A 26,880-nucleotide genomic window follows, 5' to 3' on the forward strand; every position below is an offset into this window, starting at 1 on the left:
TATGAAGATCCTCCAAGATCATCGCTTTTCAGCAGCAAGCGCAATGTTTTTAACACCCGCACCTTTAGCGGCGTCCATCACTTTAACAACCGTACCGTTGTAAGCGTGCTCATCCGCTTGAATAACCAAAGAAGCATCAGGTTGTTCTAGCAATAAATGTTCTAACGTCGCTTGAACACGTTCAACATCAACGACACGTTTATCAATGAAAATGTCATTCGCAGACGTAATCGCAACAAAGATGCCCGCATCCTTTTGGCTTACTACGTTAGAAGCTTGTGGGCGATTGACTTCAACCCCTGATTCACGAACAAATGAACTGGTCACAATAAAGAAAATAAGCATGATAAAGACAATATCAAGCATCGAAGTAAGGTCTATTTGAGCCTCTTCGTTTTTAGAATGACGTCGACCGAGTCTCATCGTTGACTCCTTAAAGATTTTTCTAATTTCAATTCTAAGCGGTTACACACTTTCGCTAAGCGAGCATGAACAAACATGCCCGCTAGTGCAGCAACCATACCCGCCATGGTTGGCAGCGTCGCCAACGAGATACCTGAAGCCATCAATTTAGGATCGCTGCTTCCTTGAGTCGCCATGACATCAAAAACAGAGATCATACCGGTTACGGTGCCTAACAAGCCCAACATCGGACAAATAGCGACTAACAGCTTAATAAAATTCAAGTTTTGGTTAAGTAAGATACTCGCTTGACCTAACCAACCTTCACGAATGGCTTTAGCATGCCAAGAAGAGTGATCTTCTCTTTCATGCCACTTTGCAATCCAAGCTTGGCGTTGCTTTGGAAAATAGAACGCAAGATAAAGCACGCGTTCTACCACAAGCACCCAATACACTAGGACAACAGCCGCTAGCCACCACAGGACGAAACCACCCTGCTCCATAAAGCTTGATAAAGACAGCAGCCAGTCACTCGTTAACCAACTCGCTGGTAATAGAGAACCCGACAAAATATCCATTACGCAGCAGTCCCAACTGGTGAAACAACAACTTTTGATTCAACTGTCTTTTCTGCCTGCTCAGCAACAAGGCCAATACCCTGCTTCTCAAGAATATTGCGAATGTTCTCTGACTGAGTACTAAGAATGTTATGTGCCAATAACAATGGCATTGCAGCAACTAGGCCAAGTACCGTTGTTACAAGCGCCATCGAAATACCACCAGCCATCACTTTAGGGTCACCATTACCAAATTGTGTGATCACTTGGAATGTTTCGATCATGCCGGTTACGGTGCCCAACAAGCCAAGCATTGGTGCGAGTGCTGCTAGAAGTTTTAGCATCGATAAACCTTTCTCTAAATGAGTCTGTTCATCAACGACGGCTTCTAAAAGACGGAGCTCCAGTGCTTCAACCGTTTGGTTTTGCTCTTTGTTGTAAACTGCAAGAACACGACCAAGCGGGTTATTACCCGGTTGTTCAGGATTCTTAAGTTGTGCGCGAATCTTCTGACGAGCGATAGCAAGAGAAATACCACGAACCAACGCGATGATTAGGCCAATAGCCAATAATCCAAGAATCACTTTACCAACCACACCACCCGCTTGAAGGCGGTCAGCTAAGCTTGGTTCTAAAGCTAATTGTTCCAGCATGAATCCACGAGAGGGATCGACAACCACATTAGATACTTCGCCATTCGCAATTGAAGAAAGCGATGCCAGTGTTGGACCATTAGATGGCTGTTTCAAATAAACAATCGCATCTTGGTGCTTGGAATCCCACCATACGTAACCTGGCTCTGCAACCAAACCAATAGAGCCTAGGCGATAAACCTCCGCACTTTCAGTTACTCCCTCATCATTAACAAGAGAAACTGTCGATTTGCTTATCTCTGAGCTTGCTTGGATTTGCTCCATCATGCTTAGCCAAAGGCCTGTTAATTGAGGCATCGATGGCAACGATTTAGCGTCAACGATGTCATAAACAGTTTCAGTGTAAGTAGCTCGATCGACATTAGTGACGGTGTCAGATATTTCATGATCGAGATCTTTCGCATTTTGTCTAACAACGCCAAACAACTCACCTAAGCTGCCTGTCTCTAAGCGCAGTTTTTCTTCTAAACGCGCCAGCTTATTTTCATTATCACTAAAGGTTTGAGTAAGAACATCTGTCGCGTTTTGAACCGATGTACGTTTCGCATCAAGCTGTGCTTTGATCGCTTTCAGCTCTTGTTCTGTCTTTTTGAAATCCGCTTCACGGACAACATTGTGGGAAGCTTGAGTACGATTCTCTGATTTAGCCTTGTTAACTAGCTGAGCAGTCGTATCAGAAGCTGAGAAAGCAGAAAATGAAATTGAAGTAATACAAAGCAATGCTGCTAATGGCTTTAAGTTCATTACTTAACCTCCGCAACAGTTAAAGAAACAGGTAAAGTAATCAAACTAGGTGACGCTTGTTTGTTAGCAATATCGAAGGCTTTATCAAGCTCAGATTTCATCGAAGAATCAAGTTCTTGCCATTGCGAACTATTTTGGTCCCAAGACCAATATTGAGTGCCGTTTAAGTTACGTGCGACCAGTGAAATACGTCCAAGGTGTAAAACATCAACTTCAAGTACTTTGTCTTTACTTATCTCAACACGGCTAGCGTAAGAACTGAGTTTGATACCGTAATCCACTTCAATTTGATATGCCTCTAGAATTCGGCGATATTTTTCAGCGTCACTGACATCAGCGCGCGTCATCATCGCTCTTAACTTTTCTACGCGATTCAGGCGACTCTGTCTTTTGAACGGAAGATCGTTTTCAATGGTTTCTTGAAGGCCGTCGATCATCTTGTACATCAAAGGCACAACGCCTTGACGTGTCAGTTTAATTTCGTCGATTTGCGCTAGGTAGCTTTCAGACTCTTTGTCTTGGCTTTCTACTAATGCGGCAAGATGGTCATGATAGATTTCTAGGTTTTTCACTTCTTCTTGCAGACGCTCAATCTCAGCTTGCAGCATTAAAGTCGCTTGTGAGCTTTTATCAATAACCTTTTGGCTCGAAGCCGACGCGTTATTGGTCTTGTTTTGAATTGATTGAGCTTGATCCAAGCTGTTTGCCATCGAAGACGTTGCAACCAAACTGATCGCAAGTGCTAGGCTAGTTTTTAAAAGATTCATAATTGTAGTCATTTACTATAAGAAGAAGGTCAAATGAATTTTATTGATAAGCAGTCTCATTATCATTAAAAGTCACTCACATTACTAGGGATATTTTACTAAATAGCAGAATCACGAAAGGGGAAAGCCGAAACTTTCCCCTTATATTTATGCTAGCAATAGTACCCTACTAACAAATTAGTATTTTACCTGTAAAGTTGCCATGTAGTTACGACCTTCGCCAATGACTACACCGTCAGCATATACCTGACCATTGATTACATCAGTTGAGCCACCACCAGCTAAGTAATCCGTATCAAATAGATTCTCAACATTAAACCTAACGATCATATCTAAGTCAGCATCATATTTAAGCGTGTATGCAACACCCATATCAACACGGGTGTAACCGTCTTTTTTGAATGTATTAGCATCGTCGCCATAACGTGACCCTTCATAGATAACGCCAACGTTTACATCAGTAGCATTAGTTACAGAGTATTTAGACCAAAGGCTCGCTGAGAACTCAGGAACATCTGCTGGACGGTTACCAGCATACGTTTCATGATTAACAATTTCAGCATCTAGGTACATAGTAGAGCCACTAAGTGATAGCTGTTCTGTAATAAAGCCTTGAGCTGAAATTTCTGCACCACGGTGATGTTGTTCACCAGATTGTGTTTTAGTGTAATCACCGTTCGATTCTTTAACATCAAGTGCGATGCTATCTTGGGTAATATCAAAAATCGCACCGGAAACGAACAGGCTGTTATCCATAAGCTCCCATTTCGTGCCGGCTTCGTATGACTTACCCACTTTAGCGTCAAGAAGTTCGCCATCATTCGTATAAGTACGACGACCACTCGAAACCATGCCTTGAGGCTCGAAACTTTCAGAGTAAGTTAAATAAACACTACCGTTTTCAGTTGGATGATAAATAGCACCTAACTTCGGAGAAACATGTTCTTCTGCAACACCATTTGCAACTTTACGGTCAAAACGTACGCCCGCTAAAACTTGCCATTGTTCATTTATTGAAATTAGGTCTTGAGCATAGAAACCCCAAGAATCGTATGAGCTAAATGTATGGCGGTCACTACCACTCAACGTTGGTGTTCCTACACTTTCACCAGGAGCAACATCTACTGAGTTATAACCCAATTGGTCGCGCTTGTAGCTATAGCCTAACCAGTTTGAGCCAACCAAGAACTGGTGTTCCATACCTACCAACTCAAAGTCACTAACTACGTCTAAATAAGCAGTGCGAAAACGCCAATTATCTTGACGATGGCTACCACCATGAGAAACCGTACCAGTTCCATCAGGGTTTAAATTGTCGAAGCCCGGAAAGCTTTCTACATCAGTACGCTCAAAATCTTGATAATTAAATCCAGTACTCAGTCGAATTGAATCAGTAAGGTTAGCATTGACATCGATACCAATATTCTCTACATCATTTTCAATCTCAGACCATTGAGCGTCCCAAATATGCTTATCGCTACCTACTTGTTTACCATCAACAAATAGTGCACCTGAATCAACACTTCCATCATCATTCGTACGGTCGTAGTTAAGAGACACAAGTACGTCTTCTGTAACATCATAATCAACGAAAAGACCACCAACTAACCTTTCAGTTTGTGGCTTTGAACCATCACCATATTCGCGCCATGAGCTATAACTTTCTTTAGCTATAACAGTACGAGCTCGTAATGTCTGAGCTTCGTTGAGACTACCACTTACGTCCACTACTGTACGAGAGTGATCATTTGAACCAATATCTTGACTTACACTTACTTGAGTTTCATAGGTTGGTTTCTTAGCTACCATGTTAATCAAACCACCCGGAGCTGACTGACCATAAAGTAGACCTGAAGGACCTTTTACTACTTCAACTCGCTCAAGTAATTCAATAGGTTGACGGTAGTGAGACCAATGTTGTTTGCCATCACGAAGAAAACCCGAAGAACTTTCTAGATCGAATCCACGTAAAGAGAAACGCTCTCGGTTACGGCTTGTACCACCAGCACTAACACTTGCATCGTTTTGTAAAACTTCGCCCAGAGTACTAGCACGTTGCTCATCGATAAGCTGTTCATCAATGATCGAAATTTGTCCCGGAGTCTCTAATTGAGTGGCCTCCATGCGCATTGCTGTTGTGTTCGTGTCGGCTTTGTAACCGTAGTCGCGACCTTCAACAACCATGTGCTCGTCTGTTTTTACTGTTTCTGCCAATACTGCTGGTGAAGCTAATACTGCGCCGATCACTAAAGCCAATGGGCTCTTTGAAAACATGTCCTTTACTCCGCTTTATTCTTTTATTCGAGCACTTTTTATTTATTCGATGTACTCGTTGAACCGTTTCCGGTACCACTAATCATTTCGGGAGTGAATATAAGTGATAACTATTACCATTTGCATTAAATTTACATTCTTTGCATTCGTAAAGCTTTGTAAAGGCGCTTACCTAGCGGTTTTAACAGGTTATACAAATCCAATTCGATACAGATATTTACAGCTCGTTTGAATAAAAACCTCGCAGTTATCTTCGAATCTTCTGAAACACCATTATTTGCTTGGTCTATTTAAGATATGACGATCGATAAGAAAATTATCTTGTCTTATTTACTACCTTTGAAACGACGGATTTATGTATAAAACCCTCGATAAATGTAAATAGATAGTGAATTACTTTGTTTTTATTTGTTTAATTTACACAATTATCAGTGATTGTGATCACATCTATAATTTCAAACTCATTTTTTGTTTTTCGATTTGAACAACCGACTGCTAATCTCCTGCTCACTTTGAAAAGGTATCAAAGTTATAAATAATAAGGAGTGTTCTAAATGAATACCAAGAAACCTATGTCTCTAACTGGTCGAGTTATCCTCGGTATGGTCGTGGGCATATTAACGGGATTTGCCATTCAATCCCTTTTTGCAGACAGCGGATTTGTTAACAACTACATCGTTAACGGACTCTTCGAAGTAGGCGGACAGATTTTTGTCGCCAGTTTAAAAATGCTTGTTGTGCCTCTAGTCTTCGTTTCACTAGTGTGCGGTACAAGCTCTCTTAAAGATTTATCAACTCTTGGCCGTATGGGGGGCAAAACGCTTGCACTTTATATCGGTACTACAGCCGTTGCTATCACTCTAGCACTTACTATCGGTAACCTGTTCCAACCTGGAGCTGGTGCGGATCTTACTGCTGCGAGCTCTTTCAAATCAGCTGATGCCCCTTCTTTGGGCCAAGTAATCATCGACATGTTCCCAACCAACCCTATTCAGGCGATGGCTGAGGGTAAAACGCTGCAAGTTATCGTATTTGCTGTGTTGTTTGGTATTGCAATCAGTGCAGCGGGTAAACCTGGTGAGCGTATCGCCGCGGTTTTCTCTGACTTGAACGAAGTGATCATGAAGCTTGTCGCTCTTCTGATGAACCTTGCACCTTACGGTGTGTTCTTCTTGATGGCGAAGCTGTTCTCTGGCCTTGGTTTAGGCGCAATTTGGAACCTAGCAGAATACTTCTTAGTGCTTGCAGGTACCCTACTTCTACACGGTTTGGTTACCTACAGTGCGATGCTTAAAGGATTCACAGGCCTAAGCCCGATTACGTTCTTACGCAAAATGGAAGATGCAATCATGTTTGCGTTTTCAACTGCCTCTTCGAACGCAACGATTCCAGTGACAATGGAAACGGCTAAAAACCGCATGGGCGTAGACAACAAAGTCGCTTCATTCACAGTACCACTAGGTGCAACAGTGAACATGGATGGCACAGCTATAATGCAAGGTGTTGCGACTGCGTTTATCGCACAAGCTTACAACATCGACCTGACTATGGGTGATTACCTAATGGTTATCCTAACAGCGACATTGGCGTCTGTTGGTACTGCAGGTGTTCCTGGTGTTGGTCTTGTTATGCTAGCGATGGTATTGAACCAAGTTGGTCTACCGCTTGAAGGTATTGCTCTAATCATGGGTGTTGACCGCCTTCTTGATATGATTCGTACCGCAGTAAACATCACAGGTGATAGTGCCGTAACTATCATCGTTGCTAAGTCTGAAGGTTCTCTTGATGAGTCTCGCTTCAATGACCCAGCAGCTGGTGAGAAAGAAGAAGAAGTTAAGCTAGCACGCCAACAGGCATAATCTAGCTTCTCTGTCGCTCTTATCTCCAAGCTAAGGCGTAATTAATGGCTATGCCTTAGCTGATAATGAAAAGCGTATAAACAAAAACGCCACTGCATCTGCAGTGGCGTTTTTTATTGGGTATCGCTTAAGTCAGTACAACTGAGTTGAGATAATTAGCTATTTTACGTACTTCGCATTAGGGAAAGTTAATCACTGATTGGGAACATCAAGTTTACTCTCAGTCCCCCACCTTCTCTGTTCTCAGCGGTCACATGCCCATTCATCACACCCATCGCTTCTTTAACAATCGCGAGGCCTAACCCGTAACCACCAGACTGTTTATCGCGCGCTGACTCTATGCGAGTAAACGGGTCGAATATACCTGCAATCTTATTATCAGGAATGCCATCACCGTCATCTTCTACAGATATGACACTGTAACGTTTGTCGGTTAACAATTCGTAAGTAGTCACGACAACATGAGCATTCTCACCGGCGTATTTAATTGCGTTACCGACCAAATTACCAATCACTCTGAGAAGCAACCTCTCATCAACATGAACCATTGATGTCGGCGTCTCTAAATCGCCCACTAAGGTTTGATTCGGCTTCAAGTCGTTTTGCATCTGCGCGATGAGCATCGAACAGTAATGCTCAAGATGCATCAAGCTTAACTTGGAGTCATAACGAGACGTTTCAAGGCGGCTGAATTCAAGGATTTCCCCCACCAGCTTATTCATCTCTTCAGTTTCGCTTTCCATTCGCTCAAGCAAGCTAATGCTCTTATCATCGACCTTGCTGCGCAAAAGATGTAAGGCGAGATTTTGCCTTGCCAATGGCGTTCGTAGCTCATGGGACACATCACGAATCAAACGGCGCTGCTTTTCTGCCAGTGACTTAATCTCACGAGTCATATGATCAAAATCATGGGCAAGTTCGTTGAATTCACGCGTGGTTGAATCAAGCTCAGACACCACACTCACCGAGAAATCCCCTTGCGCTAATCTTCGACTCGCCTCCCTTAAACGATCCAGAGGTTGCTGCAGGCTTTTTGCCATAATAATGGAGAACAGCGACAATACGACCAATGCAATCAAGGCTTTCAGCATGTAGGAATATGGAGCAAAGGACTTGGCCGGATGAAACTGGTGCGGTAGTTGAATGACTAACGTGTTGCCATTATTCAGTGGCAAACCGAAGATAGGCTTACTGACACGATCGCTCAACTGATGATCTAAGGTGCGCAAGTACTTGAGTTTGAATTCAAAGTGCGGGTGCATATGTCGATGAGTAATGGGTCGATTATTCTCATCGATAACGAATAGATAATAACCTTGTGCATTACCCCAGTCGGCTAACTCATCCATATCCCCTTCCTCAATCAGCACGTTGGCTTGATAGGCAAGGTCGAGCATTTCAGACTTTACCGACTCAGGTACCTTCAATAAGGCTTTCATCAGTGCTCGTTCCGCCACACCTTGAAGGATCAAGATGCTTACTAGGATCACCGTCAGGTAGCTGAATAATTGAAACGTTAAGCCATCCTTACGCTTGCCAATAAAATCAGGGCAACGCAGCAATTTTTTACTCATACCCCTACCGACTCTAGGTAACTGTAGCCTTTACCTCGAACGGTTTTTATATGTTGCTTTGACAAGCCAGCCTGCACCAATTTCCGACGTATGTTACTGATATGCATATCTAAATTACGATCGAAAGGACAAAGCTCTTTCTTAAGCACATGGATTTGAAGGTCAGATTTCGATACGACGATACCGTCATTTTTGACCAAGTAATCAAGCAGATCTTTTTCAGTGCCGGTTAGTGGTAAACGAGAAAGTTGTTCACACAAACCATGGTTAGATGAAGCTAAAGACTGTCTTTGACGTTCGAAGCCAACTCGGCGCAAGATCACCTTAATGCGGGTCAGCAGTTCAGGAACATTGAAAGGTTTGGCGATGTATTGGTCAGCTCCCGCTTGATAGCCGTCGAGCATCGAGGCATCGTCGTTAAGAGCGGTTAGCATAAGAATGGGGGTAGCAAAGCGCTGACAAATTCGTCTAGCAACTTGAATACCGCTTAGGTTAGGTAGCATTACATCAAGTAAGACTAAATCAACAGGGTGAGACTGAATGAACTCAAGCGCAGACTCGCCACAATGAACGGTATCAACGTGATACCCTTCATTTTCTAAGACTTCACCCAACAATTCACATAACTGAATATCATCATCAACAACTAAAACGCGCGACATCATACAAACCGATAAATAATAATAGTTTGCATTTTAATTATCGTTATTATTGATTTCAATTATAAAATGCGAGATTTACCCTATAGTAAGAAATCTTTTTCAATCGGTACAAATTTTGAGGCAGAATCGATAAGATTTTGAGCAGTTAATCCCGGTACACCATACACTTCAACTGGCTTACCAAATCGTTCTTTGATTCGCTCAACAAGGATTTCGAAATCACCGTCACCAGAGACTAAAACAATGGTATCAACTGTCTCAGCAAGTTCTATCGCATCTAACGCGATACCGACATCCCAATCCCCCTTTGCGCTCCCATCACGACGCTGAATAAACGGTTTTAACTTCACGTTAAAGCCAACACCACGAAGGATGTGGTGGAATTGACGCTGTTTTGGATCTTGGCTAGAGATCGCGTAAGCATTGGCTTCAACCACGTTACGCCCTTCCGTGGCAACATACCAAAACTGGTTATAGTCGAAGTTAGAACGGTATTTGTCACGCGTTGTATAGTAAACGTTCTGAACGTCGACCAAAATTGCTATGTTTTCCATAAATTCATACCTTTAGATTTTCCGTATACCCTATTCTATTCAACTCTAAAATGCGAGCCGCTTTCTTTAATAAAAATGAACTCATTAGCTATGCTTAACGTAATTGTTATTAACTTTATTCAGAGCTTGTTTGAGTTTATCAAGGAAGGTGGAACATGCAGTACCGACAAACAATTAGATCATGTCTTCGCAGCGACAACAACGGCTCAGTGTTGACACTTTGCTGCGCAGCGTTAGCCAAAGCATTATCCAAATCACTGAAAACTCTAGTAACAAGCGCGGTTATGTTTATGATTCTGTCAGTTAACTCGTTACACGCCTACCCAGCCTATTCCCATTCCAAATTACTCCCTCATCGCAGTGTGATCTATTTCGCGCCAACGGAAGACTCTGTCGTTAAAGCGTTTCTCAATGAAGTACTGATAAACAACTGTCAATTGGACGAACGTGATGTGGTCGTGATGGTAATAGCAGAAAGTGGCTATACCGTACCGACATGGCTTGATGAGGAGTTTAATCTAGAGGCAGTAACGAGCATCTATGAGATACAAAAAGGGTCGCATACCGCTGTTTTAATAGGTAAAGACGGACAAGAGAAGCACAGATGGAGCGGAAAAACAGATTGGAACTTGATCACTAACCTGATCGACGAGATGCCGATGCGTAAACAAGAGATGCAGCGACAAGGCAGCCGCTGCAGTATTTGATTCTTAGTCAGCTAAGCCTTTGGTTAACCATCTAACAAGCTAACAAGCTAAGCTTGATCATCAATCACTTAAGCTTGCTTGTTAAACCAAGCCAGTTTTTCATGGAGCTGAGCAACACTTCCAACAACGATAAGCGCTGGGCTTTTTGCGACACTCGCAAGGTTGGCTAAGTCACTCAAACCACCACGGAACACTTTTTGTTCTTGGCGCGTGCCATTTTCAATAATCGCAACGGGCATGTCTGCTCGCATACCGTTATCAAGCAAGTTTTTCTGAATGTTCGGGCTCTCTTTCAGACCCATGTAGAACACAATCGTGTGGTTGTGCTGAGCAAGCGAACGCCAATCAATATCTTCACCATCTTTCTTTAGATGACCAGTAATGAATTGAACGCTTTGTGCGTGATCTCTATGTGTAAGCGGAATGCCCGCGTAAGCCGTCGCACCCGCAGCTGCAGTGATGCCGGGTACCACTTCAAACTTCACACCATTTTCAGCGAGAGTTTCACACTCTTCGCCACCACGACCAAAGATAAACGAGTCACCGCCTTTAAGGCGAACAACATGCTTATTTTCTTGCGCTTTAGTCACGAGCAGTTGGTTGATCTGATCTTGTGGTACACAGTGATGGTCGAGCTTTTTCCCCACATACAGCATTTCTGCCTCGGCGTTAGCCATTGCCAAGATATCTTTAGATACCAAGCGGTCATAAACGACCACATCAGCCTGTTGAATAACACGTGCCGCTTTGAGGGTAAGTAAGTCTGGGTCTCCAGGGCCCGCGCCTACTAATGAAACCAATCCTTTGGTTACTTCTTTAACATTCGATGACGATACTTCTGACATGCTGTGCTCCGAAGGTTTGCTTGTTTTATCTCAAGCTTCAATCTATGTGATAAGTCACTGTATTCATGATGACTTATCCAAATCCTTAACCCTTAGACTATCAGGTGTTGAGTTAAATATTCAGTCTAAGTACTAACGAAGATAGAAGTAATTATAACAAAACAGTCTATTGCGAGTAATTTGCGCAATGATATAAGGGCTTTCGAACTAAAAAAGCCCCAAACATGTTGTTGGGGCTCTTAGTCTCATACTAAATTACGTTTCACCGTATTCAGAATTACTTAGCACCTAGAGAAGGAGCTGTTCTTGCGTGTGTTAGGAACAAAGGTACACATGTTAAGAACAAACCACCTACGATGTTACCTAGGATTGTTGGGATAAGGTTGAAGTTCAACCATGTCGCGATACCGAAATCAGCGCCTAGAATCATACCCAGTGGGAATAGGAACATGTTTACTACTGTATGCTCGAATACTAGTGCGAAGAAGATGAAGATTGGGAACCACATCATTGCTACACGACCAGACACAGTACGTGCTGTCATGTTACCAATCACGCCTAGACATACCATTAGGTTACAGAAGATACCGCGTACGAAACACGTGATCCATCCGTCCATACCCATGTTTTCAAAACCTAAGCTACGAGCTGTAGAAACCGCAATGAACTTTTGTGCTACTGCGTTTGGATCTAAAGAAAAGTTACCCGTTAATGAGATAGCAACCAATACCGCAACGATTAGAGAACCGATGAGGTTACCAAGGCCAACAATACCCCAACAACGTAGAACACGACCCCAAGTCACACCTGGGCGGTTATCGAATTTCGCTAAAGGAGCAAGGCCAAATACACCCGTTACTAAGTCGTAGCCCATAACACTTAGAATGACGAAGCCCACTGGGAACACAAGAGCGCCAACAATACCAATGCCTGTTTGCACAATAGTCGTAATTGCTACAACAACAGCAAGAGAAAGAATGATGCCTGCCATTGTGCTTCGAATCAGAAGATCGCGAGTACTTGTTTTCGTTTTCGCTTCACCCACATCGATCATCGTTTGAACGAATTCAGCTGGTTTAAAATCAGGAGACATAAGGTTGTCCTTAAAAAGTTAAAATTAAAAGTTAAAATTAAAAGTTAAAATTGGATAGGAAAAGGCTCTAGCTGCCAAGCTAAGGCAATGTTGGGAACTAGAACCCTTGAACTATCAAATCTTGTTGCGTATTCGATTATGATGAGATTTCAACAGCACCTTTAGTAATACGAGCTTTATACGCTTTCACGCTGAAGTTCTCGTCTTCCATGCACACACCTGTTGCTAGGTTAAAGCGTTGCTTCTTAAGTGGACTCGCCACCCAAAGCTCACCTTTGTGCTCAACCGTTAAACCGCGAGATAAAACGTTTGATTGGAAAAACGGGTCAGTATTACTAATAGCGAACACTTCTTCGGCTTTAGTTGGGCGGAAAATAGCAACTTGCTCACCACCAACCAATGCACAAACACCGGTACCTGGAATAATATCTTCGATCTTACAAACTTTGGTAAATGCCATGATGTCGTCTCCCAATTAAACCAGTTCAATGTGAAGGATGTCGCCCTTCGCTTCTGGGTGTTTTTCTGTAAATGTTGCTGGGCGGTGTTGTTCACGGCCGTCGTTAACAAACACAACGTTTTCATCACGGTCATCAGCATTGATGAAGTGTGAGAAGCGCTTAAGTTGAGCTTCGTCGTTGATAGTGTCAGTCCACTCACAAGCGAAGTTACCCACGAGTCCAGCCACGTCAGCTTCAAGCTGGTCGTTGATGCCAAGTTTGTTATCAACAATCACTTCACGAAGGTAGTCAACGCCGCCTTCTAGGTTGTCCATCCATACCGAAGTACGTTGTAGTGGCGCAGCCGTGCGAATGTAGAACATCATGAAACGGTCGATGTATTTCAGCAGTGTTTCTTGGTCTAGGTCGCTTGCCAGTAGGTCTGCGTGACGAGGCTTCATACCACCGTTACCACACACGTACATGTTCCAACCAGCGTCTGTTGCGATGATACCTAAATCTTTACCTTGAGCTTCAGCACACTCACGAGTACAACCCGACACACCAAACTTCATCTTATGAGGAGTACGAATGCCTTTGTAACGGTTCTCGATCATCACGCCTAGGCCAACTGAATCTTGAACGCCGTAACGACACCAAGTTGAACCAACACATGTCTTAGCCATACGAAGTGCTTTTGCGTAGGCTTGACCCGTTTCGTAACCTGCAGCGATTAACTTCTTCCAGATTGCTGGTAAGTCATCTTTTTGTGCACCAAATAGACCAATACGTTGTGCACCTGTGATTTTGGTGTACAGGTTGTATTCAGCCGCAACATCCGCAAGAACGCTAAGTGCTTGAGGCGTTACTTCACCACCCGCCATACGAGGGATAACTGAGTAAGTGCCATCTTTTTGGATGTTACCTAGGAAGTTATCGTTGGTATCGTGCAGTTTTACTAGTTCAGGCTTAAGGATGTGTTCACCCCAGCAAGAAGCAAGAATAGAACCCGCTAGTGGCTTACAGATTTCACAACCGTAGCCTTTGCCGTACTTCTCTAGTAGCTCATCGAATGTTTTGATTTCTTCGATGCGGATTAGGTGGAAAAGCTCTTGGCGAGAGTAAGCAAAGTGCTCACAAACGTCGTTCTTCACTTCCACACCCGCTTTAGCAAGTTCAGCATTTAGCACTGAAGTCACAAGAGGAATACAACCTCCACAACCTGTGCCTGCGCCAGTGACTGCTTTGATATCACCAATGGTGTGGTGACCTTCAGCAACCGCTTGAGCAATCTTGCCTTTCGTTACATCAAAACAAGAACAGATAACAGCAGTTTCCGGTAAAGAATCCGCGCCAAGTGTTGGCTTCTCAGCACCCGCGTGAGCAGGAAGAATCAATGCATCTGGGTGTTCTGGTAGCTCGATTTCATTCAGCATTAGCTGTAGAAGATCGCCATAATCAGATGTGTCACCGACCATTACGGCGCCAAGCAACTTCTTGTTATCTTCAGAAACGATGATGCGTTTGTAAACTTCAGACTCTTCGTTTTGGTAAACGTAGCTCTTACAACCCGGAGTACGACCGTTTGCGTCACCGATAGAACCCACTTTCACGCCAAGAAGCTTCAGCTTCGCTGACATGTCAGCACCTTCAAATGTACTTTCGTTACCAACAACGTGGTCAACAGCAACGGTCGCCATTTTGTAACCAGGAGCAACAAGGCCGTAGAACGTTTGGTTCCAAGACGCACACTCACCGATTGCGTAAACATCTTTGTCTGTCGTTTGACAGTGATCGTTAATCTCAATGCCGCCACGAGGTGCAATACCTAAGCCCATTTGACGAGCAAGTTTGTCTTGTGGGCGAATACCAGCAGAGAATACGATGAAATCAGTTTCTAGCTCAGTTCCGTCTGCAAAACGCATCACGTTACGAGCTTCAGTGCCTTCAGGAGCAATTTCTAGCGTGTTTTTGCTTGTATGAACGTTTACGCCCATACGTTCGATTTTTTGACGAAGTTGGTTACCGCCCGCTTGGTCAAGTTGCTCAGCCATTAGCTTAGGAGCGAACTCAACAACATGTGTGGTTACGCCAAGTGCTTTCAGTGCACCTGCCGCTTCAAGGCCAAGTAGACCACCACCAACAACAACACCAGATTTTGAGTTCTTAGCGGTTGCTTCAATCGCTTTCAAATCTTCGATTGTGCGGTAAACGAAACAGTCTTTACCTTCGTGACCTTTGATTGGCGGAACGAATGGGAAAGAACCGGTTGCAAGAACAAGCTTGTCGTATTGAATTTCACGACCTGTGCTTGAGTAAACAGTCTTTTTCTCACGGTTAACGTTGATAGCACGTTCGCCGATCAGCATATTGATGCCGTGTTTCTCGTAGAAGCCTTCTTTAACTAAAGAAAGTTCGTCCGCAGTATGGTGTGAAAAATAAGAAGAAAGGTGTACACGATCATAGGCTACGCGAGGCTCTTCACAGAACACCGTGATGTCCATGTTAGCGACATCTGTCTTCTCGACTAAATCTTCGATATAGCGATGGCCTACCATCCCGTTACCGATTACGACTAGCTTCATCTTGCTCATAAGAATTCCTGAAGGTTATATATTTCTTAACTACACGAATAATGAATTATGAAAGAAAATGAAAATATGATGTAAATCAATTACGAAATCGAACTACCCAAAAGGGGTAGAACAAAAGAGGTAGATCTGCTTAATTATCAGTCAAAGCAAACGAATAACCGTAGGTTTGGTAGGGTTTAGAGGGATTTTATATACACTTCAACGCATTAAGAAGTAGGTTGTAAACTTTCACAATAGGTTAGCAATAACGTAAGTAAATGACAATCATTTTCATTTAAAGACTTGAGAAGTGTAAGAACTCATGAAAGCGTTACAGGTTCATGAGTAACTATGTATAAATGTGAAGAACTTAATGCCTAAAACCTCAGACGGCATACTCGTCGAACTGTCTATTTTACTCACAAACACCACACCCGATTAACAGTTAGTTTGGCAAACACGTAAATGGAAAAGTTTGATTTAAGTTTTATCTCAACACCAGCCCCTACTCCGGCCACATATCTAAAGTATTTAAACGGCTAATAGAGTAACGAAGCCACTAGACCAGTTCAGAATTAAGAAATTAAGAAACTTAAAATGCAATAACAGATAGTAAACGTCAGCAGTTTCGAGGAATCGCGAGGATATGAAATTTCAGATAGCAAAAAGGCCAGCATTTCTGCTGGCCTTTCAACGTTGAATAGTGGAGGCGCCTCCCGGAGTCGAACCGAGGTCCACGGATTTGCAATCCGCTGCATAGCCACTCTGCCAAGGCGCCTTCAATAGTGTTTAAAGAGAACAACTCTGTTGATTACTACCAAACAAGGTAACAATCAAATAGATGGTGCCCCGGGCCGGACTTGAACCGGCACAACGCGAACGTCGAGGGATTTTAAATCCCTTGTGTCTACCAATTCCACCACCAGGGCACGCAATTCTTTATTGCGATGCCGATTACTGAAAAGTAAAACACCATCTTAATGTCAAAATGAATCAACATTACAAAATTTGGAGCGATACATCGGGTTCGAACCGATGACCTCAACCTTGGCAAGGTTGCGCTCTACCAACTGAGCTAGTATCGCAATTTCATTCTTCTAATTTCTTACCTTATCAAAACGTAAGAGAAAGAGAATGGAGGCGCCTCCCGGAGTCGAACCGAGGTCCACGGATTTGCAATCCGCTGCATAGCCACTCTGCCAAGGCGCCTTAATCAAAATATAAATATATTGAAGTGTTTAAAGAGAACCACTCTTTGTTCAACACTCTACTTAAAGTAGAAACTAGATAGATGGTGCCCCGGGCCGGACTTGAACCGGCACAGCGCGAACGCCGAGGGATTTTAAATCCCTTGTGTCTACCAATTCCACCACCAGGGCAACGCAATCATGCGATGCTGATTACTGAAGAGTAAAACACCATCTCTCTGCGACCTAAGCCGTGAGAACGAGGTGTACTTTAACGGATAGAAAAAATTCGTCAACAGTAAATTTTATCTTTCAATTCAAGTGATTAATTATCGAACTCAAACGAATGAATTTAGTGCAGCTTGTACGGTTCTTATACGTAGGTTTTAATTTTAACAGGAACTCATAAGCCGAAATCCAGTTTGGAGATTCACTAAATACTGTTGATTCCATTGAATGAACAAAACACTCCCTCGTTTTCATGTGCTTTTCACATTCAAAGACTAAAGTTTTAAGTAACGACTATTACGAAATAAAAACGTGAAACCACTTAAACGATACCAATATGAACGCTACGCCGTGCTCTGTAACCTCGCCTACCCTAGAGTCTTTAAGCAAACTCGTTACGGTTTTGACCCTAATGGACAGCGCATCATCAAGAATAAGTTTGGCAAAACCATGATTCGAGTGTTGTGGAGCAACGATAAAGATGAAGTGGTTGTGGTTATCAAAGGATCGCATAGTATCTCAGATTGGTTGCTTACCTTTGCTCTATGGACAAGAAGCTGTAAAAAAATTGGGCTCAACTATCGTGTTCATGCTGGTTTCTATCATCTCATGTTTCAAGAAAGCCAACCGAGTCGTAACGAAGACAAGCTTGGGCAAACCGTTATCGAACGCTTAGAGGCCACGCTCATACCATTGTTAGAACAAGGAAAAAGGATTTCTATCACCGGGCACTCTTCTGGCGGCGCTATTGGTTGTGTGTTTGCTGACTACTTAGATCAAAAGTACCCAGGCTGTATTAAACGCATTGTCACTTTTGGCCAACCCGCTGTGGGTGATTGGAGTTTCAAAAAGAACTACCGTTTGAGTAAGAAAACCTACCGTATCTGTTGCGACATCGATATTGTCACCTTCATGCCGCCCGTGCCCCTATTGTATTGGCATGTAGGGAAAGTGCTTTGGCTCTATAATGGTAGGATCTACGAAAACACACCGACATTAATCCGCCTTGGTCGCTCTATCTTTAGCTGGTTGATAAGGCCTTTCTCTTACCACTTAATGAGCAAGTATATCCGTAACAAAGATTTCTTTGATAAGCACTGAGACAGTAAATCAAGTTGACGCTGGCTGCATAAAAAAGAGCACAAGCCTGTGAGTGACTTGTGCTCTGTATGGTTTTGACTGAACTTAAAGTTTAAATCTTGAGAGTTCTTGTTTAAGGTCGTTAGCTAAATGGCTGAGTTGATCGGCTTGCGAGACTGCATCTGTTGCATCAAGTGCCATTACATCACTGACTTCACGGACAGATTCCGTATTCGCATTGATTTCCGCGGTGACTAAAGACTGTTCTTCAGCAGCTGAGGCAATCTGAGTCGCCATATCACTGATCATCTGAATCGCTTCACGGATTTGAGCCAAGCTCTCTCCGGCCATATCCACATCGTGCACGCTTGTTTTCGCCATATCGTGACTTTGTGTCATCACTTTAACCGCACCATTAGTCGCTTGCTGTAGGCGTTTTATCTTGTCTTCGATCTCTTCTGTTGAAGCATGAGTACGTTGAGAAAGCACACGGACCTCATCAGCCACCACAGCAAAACCTCTCCCTTGTTCACCTGCCCTTGCAGCTTCAATAGCCGCATTAAGCGCGAGTAAGTTCGTTTGCTCCGCTATTTCACGAATCGTCGCCAAGATAGACGCGATTTGCTGACCATGCTCTTCAAGCTCACTGATGATAGACACAGCACTTGTTAGCTCAGTAGCGAGGTCATTAATCGATGATTGGCTTTTAGCCATCTGTTGGAAGCCTTGCTCGCTCAACTCCACCGAGTGAGTCGCACTTTTCGCCGTACTCTCTGCATTCGTGGCGATTTCGGCTGTTGCTGTCGCCATTTCTGTCACAGCCGTTGCCACCATCGTGATCTCATCTTGTTGCCTGCTTACACTATCACTGCGCTTCATCGCACTGGTATTAGCATGCTCGGCACCACTATTCATCGCGGTAGAAACTTGAGTGACGTTTTGCATCATTTGATGGAGCCGATCAACGAAGACATTAAATTTATCGGCAAGTTGACCCACCTCATCTTGGCTCGACACTTGTAGTCTTTGGGTAAGGTCGCCTTCCCCTTCCGCAATATCAGCCAATGCTTCACTCACTCGCCCCAGTTCAACTAATTGACGAGCCACAAACCATGAGGTTGCTACAGCCATAACGATCAATACAATCAAACCTGTGGTGATTTGGCTAATCAACATATCGAACAGGGGCTGCTCTAGTACCTCTTTATCCATTTCAATCACAAGTAACCAGTCAGTGCCTTTAATTGGCTCAGCCATGATGACTCGCTCAGCACCATCCACTTGAGTAAAGATCGTCGTCAAGTTTTGCGCAGCACTGTTCAAGCCAGACACACTCAGCTCTGGCGCAATATCATTGACTTGTTTCAGAATGAAATCTTTATTTTGATGAGCAACGACCGTTCCTTGTTTATCAATCAGAATCGCACGCCCATTCCCCGGAACCTGAATGGCTAATACGTCTTCAATCAATTTGTCTAATGCCAAGTTTGATGCAACAACACCGATGATCGATCCATTCTCGGTCACAGGGTCTGTCAGTGTCACCACCAAGGTTTGCATCGTCACACTCACATACGGCTTGGTTGTCACTGCGCGGTTCTCAGCTAAGGTTTGTTTGTACCAACCTCGGACTCTTGGGTCATAGCCCGCTTTATTCAATGAAGGATCATGACGGAACATCTCACCTTCTTTGTTACCGTAATAACTCAATCCAAACCCACCAGATACCAAGGTTTGACGTAAATGAGGAACGATATCTATTGAAGGGTTAAGCTGCACTTGTTGCTTAAGTCCGTGTACTGCTTGTTTCTTATCATAAAACCAGTCACTGATGCCCTTTGCATGAGCTTGAAGTGTATTACGACTTTCACTTTCTATTGCTTGCCAGCTGTTTGTTTGAAACGTCTTATAACCCATGAAAAGAAGAATGGCAGATGTAACAGCAATCGCCAAAACTACAGAGAAAACCATTTTCCTCTTTAGACTAAATTGCATATTTAAGAACCTCTTATAGAACAATTAAAGAAATGAAGATTCCCCCGGGCATGCCCGGGGTACTTACCGTGACAACGCTAAAGCGTTGACCAAAATTACAAACAGCTTACGCTGTAATTTTGGAATTGGCATTCATCCACGGGTAAACCCGTGGTTTTCTGTATTCACAGAATAAAAGAGGGACACTATCACTCATACACATGTTTTAATTTGGGTTATCCCATAAAACAATGAAACAAATTGAGCATTATGGTTAATTGTGACTTTGATTTATTTACCTGTCTATCAACAAAGGTTCAACTTAGGATCTCATCAAAATAGAGTGGGTCTATGAAAGGTAAAGGGGAGAAATGAAGAGGTAAGGATGAAGAAACAAGAAACAAAGAAGCCAGAAACGAAAAACCAGCCACAAGGACTGGTTTCTTCTAAATGATGGAGGCGCCTCCCGGAGTCGAACCGAGGTCCACGGATTTGCAATCCGCTGCATAGCCACTCTGCCAAGGCGCCTTCAATAGTGTTTAAAGAGAACAACTCTTTTGATTACTACCAAACAAGATAACAATCAAATAGATGGTGCCCCGGGCCGGACTTGAACCGGCACAGCGCGAACGCCGAGGGATTTTAAATCCCTTGTGTCTACCAATTCCACCACCAGGGCACGCAATTCTTTATTGCGATGCCGATTACTGAAAAGTAAAACACCATCTTAATGTCAAAATGAATCAACATTACAAAATTTGGAGCGATACATCGGGTTCGAACCGATGACCTCAACCTTGGCAAGGTTGCGCTCTACCAACTGAGCTAGTATCGCAATTTCATTCGTCTAATCTCTAATTAACTAAATAAGAAAGAGAATGGAGGCGCCTCCCGGAGTCGAACCGAGGTCCACGGATTTGCAATCCGCTGCATAGCCACTCTGCCAAGGCGCCATTTTTCAACACGTTAGAACCGACCAAACGTTAGCCCCGCTGTGTTCGGGTGCCTACTTTACGGATTGAGTGAAGATAGTCAAACAAAAATGTGAATTTAAATTCTGTTTGCTGACATTTAAATCAAATTGCTGCATGTTCGATCTTTTTAATCAAAAAGCATACAGCAAGTCGATTCATTTAAGGTGTTTGCGCACTACCACTTTTTCATGAAGCGGCCAACGAGGCTTGGATGATACGACCAACAGTGATCAAACATGGTCATAAGTTGAGGGTTACCATACTTAGAAAGACTAACTGCATGGAAACGGTTTTTGTGCGTTTTAAGTTTCTCGACTTGAGCAATCATTTCATCAGACTGCTTTGGCGCGATAAAGTCAGAAAGCACGATTAAATCAGCATTCTTGTACTTGTCGCCCATCATCAAATCTATCGACTTCATTAGCACTGGCTCAAGGTCTGTCCCGCCGTGGAATGAGTAACTTAGGAAGTCACTGGCTTCACGTAGCCCGTCTTGTCGAGTCAATTCATAAGTTATGTGTTCTGAAGAGAACAAAATCACATAACAATCGCGCTCTTCAGCTAAGGCTATTTGCATCAAGGCATAAGCCACCGCTTTCGCCGACTGTTCAGGGAAACCGCTCATTGAACCGGACGCATCAACACAAACAATAAATGGACCTTTTTCAATGTCCACCGATTTGCTGTCTGGCTTTTGAGCTTTGACTTTACGTAGGGTTCGAGATTTACCTTGCGAACGATAGCTAAGCAAACGCTTGTCGGCCAAGTGTTTGTAGAAAATGACTTCTAACTCTGGGTACGCTAAGAACATGGTTTCGTTCGGCAGCATCTTGTTGAGGTCATCACTTTCGTGGATCCCAACAATATCATCGACTGCCTCATCGGTCTTCTCTTCAACCATCTGTAGTTCTTCTACAGGGGCTTTGTGCAAAGAAGGGTCATCTTCTAAGCCAGCCATGCGACCTAGTTTTTCAGCAATTTCTTGAAGGCCTTTGTGCTTATTTAGAAACTCCGCATGACGCTTCATTACTGTTAGGTCGGTTTTACTCAACTTAGCCGAAGCCATGTCCCACAAGCGCCCTACACTGCCTTCATCACCAGACTCCGTCACTTTATCCATGTTTTTCATGGTTTCCATGCGTTGATAAAGGTCAGCTAAGACTTTTTCTTTGCTTGTTTCAAGTTCGGTTACTTGAGCTTGCTTAATCGCATCTGAAAGCGATTGATACCACTGGTCGCAAAAGTAGTGTGGAAACATTGCGTTATAAACGCCTTTGTTGTTTTCCATTAAACGTCTTGCTTGAAGGTAGAACGCTGAGTGCCACTCCAATTTTTTGATGACACTGTCAATCTCATCAAAAAACTGGGGTTCATCCCAGTAGATAACCTCTTGGTACAATGCAATTTCTTCTTGGAAACGATCAGTTTCACACACCTTAGTGACACGTTTCTTCACTTTACCGCGCCATTTAACTAAGTGGTTTTTCACTGATGTTTTAACGCCTTTGTTCTCAGCAGCCATCATGACTTGAGAACGAGCAATGAGATCATTCATCGCGGTATCAATGATACCTGAATCAGCCACCATCAAAGCGAGGTTTAAGCCGTCTGCTCCTAACATATGCTCTCCCCTTACTCGAAGTACTGACTCATGAACTTAATACGCTGTGCGATCTTACTGCTCTTCACTTTTGTGGTTTCAAGATCTTGCGTTACCGCTTGCAAGCTTGCTTCCATTGCCTTCGGTAAATCAGGATCAATATAGTTATGAGGCAACGCATCATGGAATTCAGTTCGAACTCTCTTTAACTTGAATTCAGCTTCAGTTAACTGTTCTAAGGCTTTATCAGCGCCACTCAACCACTTGTTATACAGTTCTTGGTCCAAACCATCGGTGGTAACCACGCTCACCAATACAGAGCGATTGGCAATGTCTTTAATCACTAATTGGTTCGATGCATCCAAGTCGAGTTTTAAACGGCATAGGTTTTTATTTTCATTTACGTAACCGTAAATATCACCGTGGCCTTCTTTTAGCGCACGATCAAAATCATCCTTGGCTACGTATACCCAGCGGCTATCGCCTTTCTCAGATTCAGAAACTGACATGTTGCTTTGCAGCATAACCAGTTTAACTAGGTTGTAAGCGCTGCCGACGCTGTACATTTTCGCGTTCTTGATATCATTTTGGTAAACGTCTTTACGCAGTAAGCCGCTGGTTGACTCCATAGAGAGAGACACCGACAACGTTGATTCAACATCATCTTGAATTTCTTCTAGCTCTTCACGTGACATTTCGATTTGAGATTTCGACTCCTGCTGATCAAACGCTCGGTTTAATGCAAAGTCTTTTACCACGCTACGAACCACATCGCGTGATTCTGGGCTATGCCACAAGCAATCCTGTAGAAGCATAATGTCCAGCGGATTCACACTATCACGGCCACTAAAGAATGCACTCGCTTTCAATAGTTTAACCGCTTTCTTCCAACGTCTGTCTGAGACATACAATTCAGACTCTGATGATGAGCCCTGATTCTTAACGGTCTCTTCCAGCATAGTTTTCAGTTCAAACAACTTGTTAAACGAGTTGTCCGTCAGTTCAAGCTTATCGAGTTCTTTCTGCCATTGATGGTATTCAATATCCGTAATTGCCAAACCCTTTGGAATCACAGCTTCTTGAGATGTGCCAGTCGTCAGCATCGATTTGAAGTTTTGTTTGTTTTGAATACGGTTTACGAACACGCGAACCAACATTCGGTCGTAAAGAGCTTCTAAGCCGCTGTCTTCGTCTGGAAGTTCGTTAGAGGCTGAAACCAACAAACGCATAGGCACGCGCTCGATGTCTGCGCCATTTTTAAATGTTTTTTCATTCACTACAGTAAGAAGCGTATTTAGGATTGCAGGACCTGCTTTCCAAATCTCATCAAGAAATACGACTTGTGCGGTTGGTAGGTAACCCTCGGTCAGTCTTACGTAACGACCGTTGTCTTTTAATTCTTGGATACTTAGCGGGCCAAACACTTCCTCTGGTGTAGAGAAACGTGTCATCAAATATTCGAAATAGCTACTGTTGTCAAAAGCCTGGATGAGGCGTTTAGCGATAAGGCTTTTTGCGATGCCCGGAGGGCCTAATAGAAACACACTTTCACCGGCAAGAGCCGCCAGTAAACAAAGCTTGATGGTGTCTTCTCTTTCATAAACGCCATCAGAGAGAGCATGCGCTAATTTATTGATTCTTTCAGAGAGTAGCGCCTTGTCAGCATGTGAGGAAATAGAAGGGTTCATGCGTTACTCCGAAAATCTTTGAACAGTTGAGAGTGTAGATACGTTTTTATACATTTGTTAGCACTTTGTTACAAGCATCTTTTATTATTGAGTTGCCTTTATATCAGATGGTTACGCTGCAATTTTTGCGTAATCATAGATTCCAATTATGAGAGTAGCATCACGAATGGCGTGAAATTAAATCTATTGCTAAGCCTAATTTTTCTTTTATTTTCGACACCATAGACGTTATGGTGGTGCACGTCTTCAGTTATCCGAAAAATTGGCAAGGAATGTGGCCAGACTGCATGAGTAAAGTTATCCATCAATGGAAAAGTATTTCTCTCATCGAAGAGAACGTGACGCTCCCTACGAACGTCGTGGTAAAACATACAACAATAAACCACCCCGGCGCGGCCGTTATTCTTCCTATCACTTCGTCTGGAAACATCATCCTCATTAACCAGTTTCGCCCTTCTCTTAAAAAATGGCTTTTAGAATTACCGGCTGGCACCATGGAAATTGGTGAGACACCTCTTGAATGTGCCCAGCGAGAGTTGGAAGAAGAAACAGGTTACAGTGCAACTTCTTTTCAAAGCTTAGGACAAGTTACCCCTTTAGCTGGATTCTGTGATGAGATTCAGCATTTGTTCGTCGCCAAAGACTTAAGCCTCACTACCCGCTTTAAATGCGACGAAGATGAAGTCATAGAGGTGATCGAACTAAGCCTAGAAGAACTGCACGACAAAATACGACACGATCAAATTACCGATACCAAAACTATCGCTTGTTTAAGCAAAGCCCAACTATGCGGCTATCTATAGCCAATTATATGACTACCTAAAGTACTCTAGGAGAGAAACATGGACTTTCGTTCTGATACCGTAACTAAACCCTCACGAGCTATGCGTGATGCAATGGCAAATGCAGAAGTGGGTGATGATGTTTATGGAGATGACCCAACCGTAAACGAACTAGAGCAATGGGCAGCGAATGAGACCGGCTTTGAAGCGGCTATGTTCATTTCTTCTGGTACACAAGCCAACCTACTGGGTTTAATGGCACACTGTGAGCGTGGTGACGAATACCTTTGTGGCCAACAAGCACACAACTATAAGTACGAAGCCGGTGGCGCTGCAGTACTTGGCTCGATTCAACCTCAGCCAATTGAGAACAACCCAGACGGCACGTTAGATTTTAAAAAGCTGGCCGCTGCGATTAAACCCGATGACAGCCATTTCGCTCGTACTAAGCTTTTAAGCCTAGAGAACACCATTAACGGTAAAGTACTTCCGATGTCTTACTTGGCGGAAGCTCGCGAGTTCGTAAGCCAGCACGGCCTGCAAATGCACCTAGATGGCGCGCGCGTATACAATGCGGCAGTGGCACTGGATGTTCACATTAAAGAGATCGCACAACACTTCGATTCAATGACGATCTGTTTATCAAAAGGCTTAGGCGCGCCGATTGGCTCTCTACTTCTTGGTAGTAAAGAGTACATCGCCAAAGCACGCCGCCTACGTAAAATGGTGGGTGGCGGTATGCGTCAGGCAGGTATTCTTGCCGCAGCAGGGAAAATGGCGCTCACGGAGAACGTGGCTCAACTTAAAGCTGACCACGACAATGCAAAAAATCTAGCGATTGGTTTAGACAAGTTAGAAGGCTTTTCTGTTAACCCTGATTACATCCAAACTAACATTGTGTTTGCTAAATTAGATGAGTCCGTAGATATAAACCGCATCGCACGAGAGTTAGGTGAACAAGGTATTACGATGTCACCAGGTAATCCTGTTCGCTTTGTTACTCACCGTGATATTAGTGCAGAAGACATTGCTCGATTCCTAACGGAATTAGAAAAAGCGCTGTAACTCTCAGCAAAGTTCTCATCTATCGCTATTAATACTTGAGCTTCCCCTAAGGGGAAGCTTTATACTTTTGTTTTCACAGGAGTATATATGTGTACAACAAGTATCTAATCTTACTAACGGCTTCCCTCTCTTTCACGCTTCACGCAGACGACTTTGGTGATCCAGAACTCGGTAAACTGAAATCCCCGAGTTGTGTTTTTTGCCATTCAGTTGCTGGCGACAACACGAATCAAAACTACCCAGACCTTAAAGGGCAAGACCAGCTCTATTTGTTCAATACTATGAAAATGTATAAGAACGACCAACGTAAAGGTGCCTACGCTGACATGATGAAGGCTCAATTAAGTCGACTTTATGAACAAGATTTAAAAGATATTGCTGCTTATTATTCTTCATTATCTAGATAGCGTTCTATTCCATATCGAGAGTTGGCTTTGTTGTGTAATTCAATCGAACTAAACCTAGAACCTACGACCTGTTCAGCTACGCCCACCCCCTCTCGGGGCTCTGTGCCTAAACCTCGTTACAATACAACCAATCATTTATTAGTCTCCTAAAAGGTTAAAACCACCGACTTTAGTCGGTCAGCTTTAGCTAT

21 protein-coding genes and 9 tRNA genes are annotated in these 26,880 nt (G+C 43.4%); 6 read left to right on the plus strand and 24 right to left on the minus strand.

The window, feature by feature from the left end; all coding sequences use genetic code 11:
* Window positions 1-18 precede the first annotated feature (18 nt).
* From ED652_RS16860 to ED652_RS16880, 5 genes are all read right to left on the minus strand, one after another.
* Window positions 19-423: a biopolymer transporter ExbD gene (locus ED652_RS16860; RefSeq protein ID WP_004731145.1), complete on the minus strand. Its 405-nt coding sequence runs from the start codon at window positions 421-423 to the stop codon at window positions 19-21.
* Window positions 420-980, minus strand: a complete 561-nt coding sequence (locus ED652_RS16865; RefSeq protein WP_010429842.1) for a MotA/TolQ/ExbB proton channel family protein — start codon at window positions 978-980, stop codon at window positions 420-422. Before ED652_RS16865 ends, ED652_RS16860 begins: the two co-directional genes overlap by 4 nt.
* A complete protein-coding gene (locus ED652_RS16870) occupies window positions 980-2,356 on the minus strand; it encodes a MotA/TolQ/ExbB proton channel family protein (protein ID WP_122055556.1) in 1,377 nt (458 codons plus the stop codon). Before ED652_RS16870 ends, ED652_RS16865 begins: the two co-directional genes overlap by 1 nt.
* A complete protein-coding gene (locus ED652_RS16875; protein ID WP_122055557.1) occupies window positions 2,356-3,123 on the minus strand; it encodes a DUF3450 domain-containing protein in 768 nt (255 codons plus the stop codon). Before ED652_RS16875 ends, ED652_RS16870 begins: the two co-directional genes overlap by 1 nt.
* Window positions 3,124-3,300: 177 nt before the next feature.
* Window positions 3,301-5,397 carry a TonB-dependent siderophore receptor gene (locus ED652_RS16880; RefSeq protein WP_122055558.1) on the minus strand — a complete coding sequence of 699 codons (2,097 nt, stop codon included), beginning with the start codon at window positions 5,395-5,397 and terminating at the stop codon, window positions 3,301-3,303.
* 554 nt (window positions 5,398-5,951) lie between these two features.
* Between ED652_RS16880 and ED652_RS16885 the strand changes: the two genes are divergently transcribed.
* Window positions 5,952-7,256 (plus strand): dicarboxylate/amino acid:cation symporter, encoded by a 1,305-nt coding sequence (locus ED652_RS16885; RefSeq protein WP_065105812.1) that lies wholly within the window; start codon window positions 5,952-5,954, stop codon window positions 7,254-7,256.
* Between the two features lie 188 nt (window positions 7,257-7,444).
* On the opposite strand, the gene ED652_RS16890 is transcribed toward ED652_RS16885, so the two are convergent.
* The 3 genes from ED652_RS16890 to ED652_RS16900 all read right to left on the minus strand — a co-directional run bounded on the left by ED652_RS16890 (window position 7,445) and on the right by ED652_RS16900 (window position 10,046).
* Window positions 7,445-8,830 carry a sensor histidine kinase gene (locus ED652_RS16890; RefSeq protein ID WP_122055559.1) on the minus strand — a complete coding sequence of 462 codons (1,386 nt, stop codon included), beginning with the start codon at window positions 8,828-8,830 and terminating at the stop codon, window positions 7,445-7,447.
* On the minus strand, window positions 8,827-9,492 hold the full coding sequence (locus tag ED652_RS16895) for a response regulator transcription factor (RefSeq protein ID WP_017104767.1): 666 nt from the start codon (window positions 9,490-9,492) through the stop codon (window positions 8,827-8,829). Before ED652_RS16895 ends, ED652_RS16890 begins: the two co-directional genes overlap by 4 nt.
* Window positions 9,493-9,572: 80 nt before the next feature.
* Complete coding sequence (locus tag ED652_RS16900) at window positions 9,573-10,046, minus strand: NYN domain-containing protein (protein WP_009845414.1); 474 nt, start codon at window positions 10,044-10,046, stop codon at window positions 9,573-9,575.
* Between the two features lie 155 nt (window positions 10,047-10,201).
* On the opposite strand from ED652_RS16900, the gene ED652_RS16905 reads away from it, so the two are divergent.
* Window positions 10,202-10,753 carry a DUF4174 domain-containing protein gene (locus ED652_RS16905; RefSeq protein WP_122055560.1) on the plus strand — a complete coding sequence of 184 codons (552 nt, stop codon included), beginning with the start codon at window positions 10,202-10,204 and terminating at the stop codon, window positions 10,751-10,753.
* Between the two features lie 68 nt (window positions 10,754-10,821).
* Here ED652_RS16905 and cobA read toward each other — a convergent pair whose 3' ends face one another.
* From cobA to ED652_RS16950, 9 genes are all read right to left on the minus strand, one after another.
* Entirely contained in the window at window positions 10,822-11,598 is a 777-nt protein-coding gene (gene cobA, locus ED652_RS16910) for a uroporphyrinogen-III C-methyltransferase (protein ID WP_102312041.1), read from the minus strand.
* 277 nt (window positions 11,599-11,875) lie between these two features.
* A complete protein-coding gene (locus ED652_RS16915) occupies window positions 11,876-12,691 on the minus strand; it encodes a formate/nitrite transporter family protein (protein ID WP_017109568.1) in 816 nt (271 codons plus the stop codon).
* A gap of 136 nt (window positions 12,692-12,827) precedes the next feature.
* On the minus strand, window positions 12,828-13,151 hold the full coding sequence (nirD, locus tag ED652_RS16920) for a nitrite reductase small subunit NirD (RefSeq protein WP_122055561.1): 324 nt from the start codon (window positions 13,149-13,151) through the stop codon (window positions 12,828-12,830).
* A 15-nt stretch (window positions 13,152-13,166) separates the two neighbouring features.
* Entirely contained in the window at window positions 13,167-15,725 is a 2,559-nt protein-coding gene (gene nirB, locus ED652_RS16925; protein WP_122055562.1) for a nitrite reductase large subunit NirB, read from the minus strand.
* 683 nt (window positions 15,726-16,408) lie between these two features.
* A tRNA-Cys gene (locus ED652_RS16930) sits at window positions 16,409-16,482 on the minus strand.
* 64 nt (window positions 16,483-16,546) lie between these two features.
* Window positions 16,547-16,633: transfer RNA gene (locus ED652_RS16935), tRNA-Leu, on the minus strand.
* 80 nt (window positions 16,634-16,713) lie between these two features.
* Window positions 16,714-16,789, minus strand: a tRNA-Gly gene (locus ED652_RS16940).
* A 50-nt stretch (window positions 16,790-16,839) separates the two neighbouring features.
* A tRNA-Cys gene (locus ED652_RS16945) sits at window positions 16,840-16,913 on the minus strand.
* Between the two features lie 83 nt (window positions 16,914-16,996).
* Window positions 16,997-17,083, minus strand: a tRNA-Leu gene (locus ED652_RS16950).
* Between the two features lie 348 nt (window positions 17,084-17,431).
* On the opposite strand from ED652_RS16950, the gene ED652_RS16955 reads away from it, so the two are divergent.
* On the plus strand, window positions 17,432-18,220 hold the full coding sequence (locus ED652_RS16955; protein WP_122055563.1) for a lipase: 789 nt from the start codon (window positions 17,432-17,434) through the stop codon (window positions 18,218-18,220).
* A gap of 84 nt (window positions 18,221-18,304) precedes the next feature.
* Here ED652_RS16955 and ED652_RS16960 read toward each other — a convergent pair whose 3' ends face one another.
* The 7 genes from ED652_RS16960 to ED652_RS16990 form a co-directional block, all read right to left on the minus strand.
* Window positions 18,305-20,170: a methyl-accepting chemotaxis protein gene (locus tag ED652_RS16960; protein ID WP_122055564.1), complete on the minus strand. Its 1,866-nt coding sequence runs from the start codon at window positions 20,168-20,170 to the stop codon at window positions 18,305-18,307.
* Window positions 20,171-20,627: 457 nt separating this feature from the next.
* Window positions 20,628-20,701, minus strand: a tRNA-Cys gene (locus ED652_RS16965).
* A gap of 64 nt (window positions 20,702-20,765) precedes the next feature.
* Window positions 20,766-20,852: transfer RNA gene (locus ED652_RS16970), tRNA-Leu, on the minus strand.
* An 80-nt stretch (window positions 20,853-20,932) separates the two neighbouring features.
* Window positions 20,933-21,008, minus strand: a tRNA-Gly gene (locus ED652_RS16975).
* A gap of 44 nt (window positions 21,009-21,052) precedes the next feature.
* Window positions 21,053-21,126, minus strand: a tRNA-Cys gene (locus tag ED652_RS16980).
* A gap of 196 nt (window positions 21,127-21,322) precedes the next feature.
* A complete protein-coding gene (gene viaA, locus ED652_RS16985) occupies window positions 21,323-22,768 on the minus strand; it encodes an ATPase RavA stimulator ViaA (RefSeq protein ID WP_122055565.1) in 1,446 nt (481 codons plus the stop codon).
* Window positions 22,769-22,779: 11 nt separating this feature from the next.
* Window positions 22,780-24,435, minus strand: a complete 1,656-nt coding sequence (locus ED652_RS16990; protein WP_122055566.1) for an ATPase RavA domain-containing protein — start codon at window positions 24,433-24,435, stop codon at window positions 22,780-22,782.
* A gap of 287 nt (window positions 24,436-24,722) precedes the next feature.
* Here ED652_RS16990 and ED652_RS16995 point away from each other — a divergent pair, with 287 nt between their 5' ends.
* From ED652_RS16995 to ED652_RS17005, 3 genes are all read left to right on the plus strand, one after another.
* Entirely contained in the window at window positions 24,723-25,238 is a 516-nt protein-coding gene (locus ED652_RS16995; protein WP_122055567.1) for an NUDIX hydrolase, read from the plus strand.
* Between the two features lie 39 nt (window positions 25,239-25,277).
* Window positions 25,278-26,282 (plus strand): low-specificity L-threonine aldolase, encoded by a 1,005-nt coding sequence (gene ltaE, locus ED652_RS17000; protein WP_122055568.1) that lies wholly within the window; start codon window positions 25,278-25,280, stop codon window positions 26,280-26,282.
* 89 nt (window positions 26,283-26,371) lie between these two features.
* Window positions 26,372-26,689: a cytochrome c gene (locus ED652_RS17005; RefSeq protein WP_122055569.1), complete on the plus strand. Its 318-nt coding sequence runs from the start codon at window positions 26,372-26,374 to the stop codon at window positions 26,687-26,689.
* Window positions 26,690-26,880: the final 191 nt, after the last annotated feature.

Origin of the sequence: Vibrio sp. Evd11 (assembly GCF_900382755.1) — a bacterium.
GTDB lineage: Bacteria > Pseudomonadota > Gammaproteobacteria > Enterobacterales > Vibrionaceae > Vibrio > Vibrio lentus.

What these genes read in the sequence shown, in the direction of transcription:
- ED652_RS16860 (WP_004731145.1), bottom strand. Translation starts at nt 423, where the DNA reads ATGAGACTCGGTCGACGTCATTCTAAAAACGAAGAGGCTCAAATAGAC.
- ED652_RS16865 (WP_010429842.1), bottom strand. Translation starts at nt 980, where the DNA reads ATGGATATTTTGTCGGGTTCTCTATTACCAGCGAGTTGGTTAACGAGT.
- ED652_RS16870 (WP_122055556.1), bottom strand. Translation starts at nt 2,356, where the DNA reads ATGAACTTAAAGCCATTAGCAGCATTGCTTTGTATTACTTCAATTTCA.
- ED652_RS16875 (WP_122055557.1), bottom strand. Translation starts at nt 3,123, where the DNA reads ATGAATCTTTTAAAAACTAGCCTAGCACTTGCGATCAGTTTGGTTGCA.
- ED652_RS16880 (WP_122055558.1), bottom strand. Translation starts at nt 5,397, where the DNA reads ATGTTTTCAAAGAGCCCATTGGCTTTAGTGATCGGCGCAGTATTAGCT.
- ED652_RS16885 (WP_065105812.1), top strand. Translation starts at nt 5,952, where the DNA reads ATGAATACCAAGAAACCTATGTCTCTAACTGGTCGAGTTATCCTCGGT.
- ED652_RS16890 (WP_122055559.1), bottom strand. Translation starts at nt 8,830, where the DNA reads ATGAGTAAAAAATTGCTGCGTTGCCCTGATTTTATTGGCAAGCGTAAG.
- ED652_RS16895 (WP_017104767.1), bottom strand. Translation starts at nt 9,492, where the DNA reads ATGTCGCGCGTTTTAGTTGTTGATGATGATATTCAGTTATGTGAATTG.
- ED652_RS16900 (WP_009845414.1), bottom strand. Translation starts at nt 10,046, where the DNA reads ATGGAAAACATAGCAATTTTGGTCGACGTTCAGAACGTTTACTATACA.
- ED652_RS16905 (WP_122055560.1), top strand. Translation starts at nt 10,202, where the DNA reads ATGCAGTACCGACAAACAATTAGATCATGTCTTCGCAGCGACAACAAC.
- cobA (WP_102312041.1), bottom strand. Translation starts at nt 11,598, where the DNA reads ATGTCAGAAGTATCGTCATCGAATGTTAAAGAAGTAACCAAAGGATTG.
- ED652_RS16915 (WP_017109568.1), bottom strand. Translation starts at nt 12,691, where the DNA reads ATGTCTCCTGATTTTAAACCAGCTGAATTCGTTCAAACGATGATCGAT.
- nirD (WP_122055561.1), bottom strand. Translation starts at nt 13,151, where the DNA reads ATGGCATTTACCAAAGTTTGTAAGATCGAAGATATTATTCCAGGTACC.
- nirB (WP_122055562.1), bottom strand. Translation starts at nt 15,725, where the DNA reads ATGAGCAAGATGAAGCTAGTCGTAATCGGTAACGGGATGGTAGGCCAT.
- ED652_RS16960 (WP_122055564.1), bottom strand. Translation starts at nt 20,170, where the DNA reads ATGGTTTTCTCTGTAGTTTTGGCGATTGCTGTTACATCTGCCATTCTT.
- viaA (WP_122055565.1), bottom strand. Translation starts at nt 22,768, where the DNA reads ATGTTAGGAGCAGACGGCTTAAACCTCGCTTTGATGGTGGCTGATTCA.
- ED652_RS16990 (WP_122055566.1), bottom strand. Translation starts at nt 24,435, where the DNA reads ATGAACCCTTCTATTTCCTCACATGCTGACAAGGCGCTACTCTCTGAA.
- ED652_RS16995 (WP_122055567.1), top strand. Translation starts at nt 24,723, where the DNA reads ATGAGTAAAGTTATCCATCAATGGAAAAGTATTTCTCTCATCGAAGAG.
- ltaE (WP_122055568.1), top strand. Translation starts at nt 25,278, where the DNA reads ATGGACTTTCGTTCTGATACCGTAACTAAACCCTCACGAGCTATGCGT.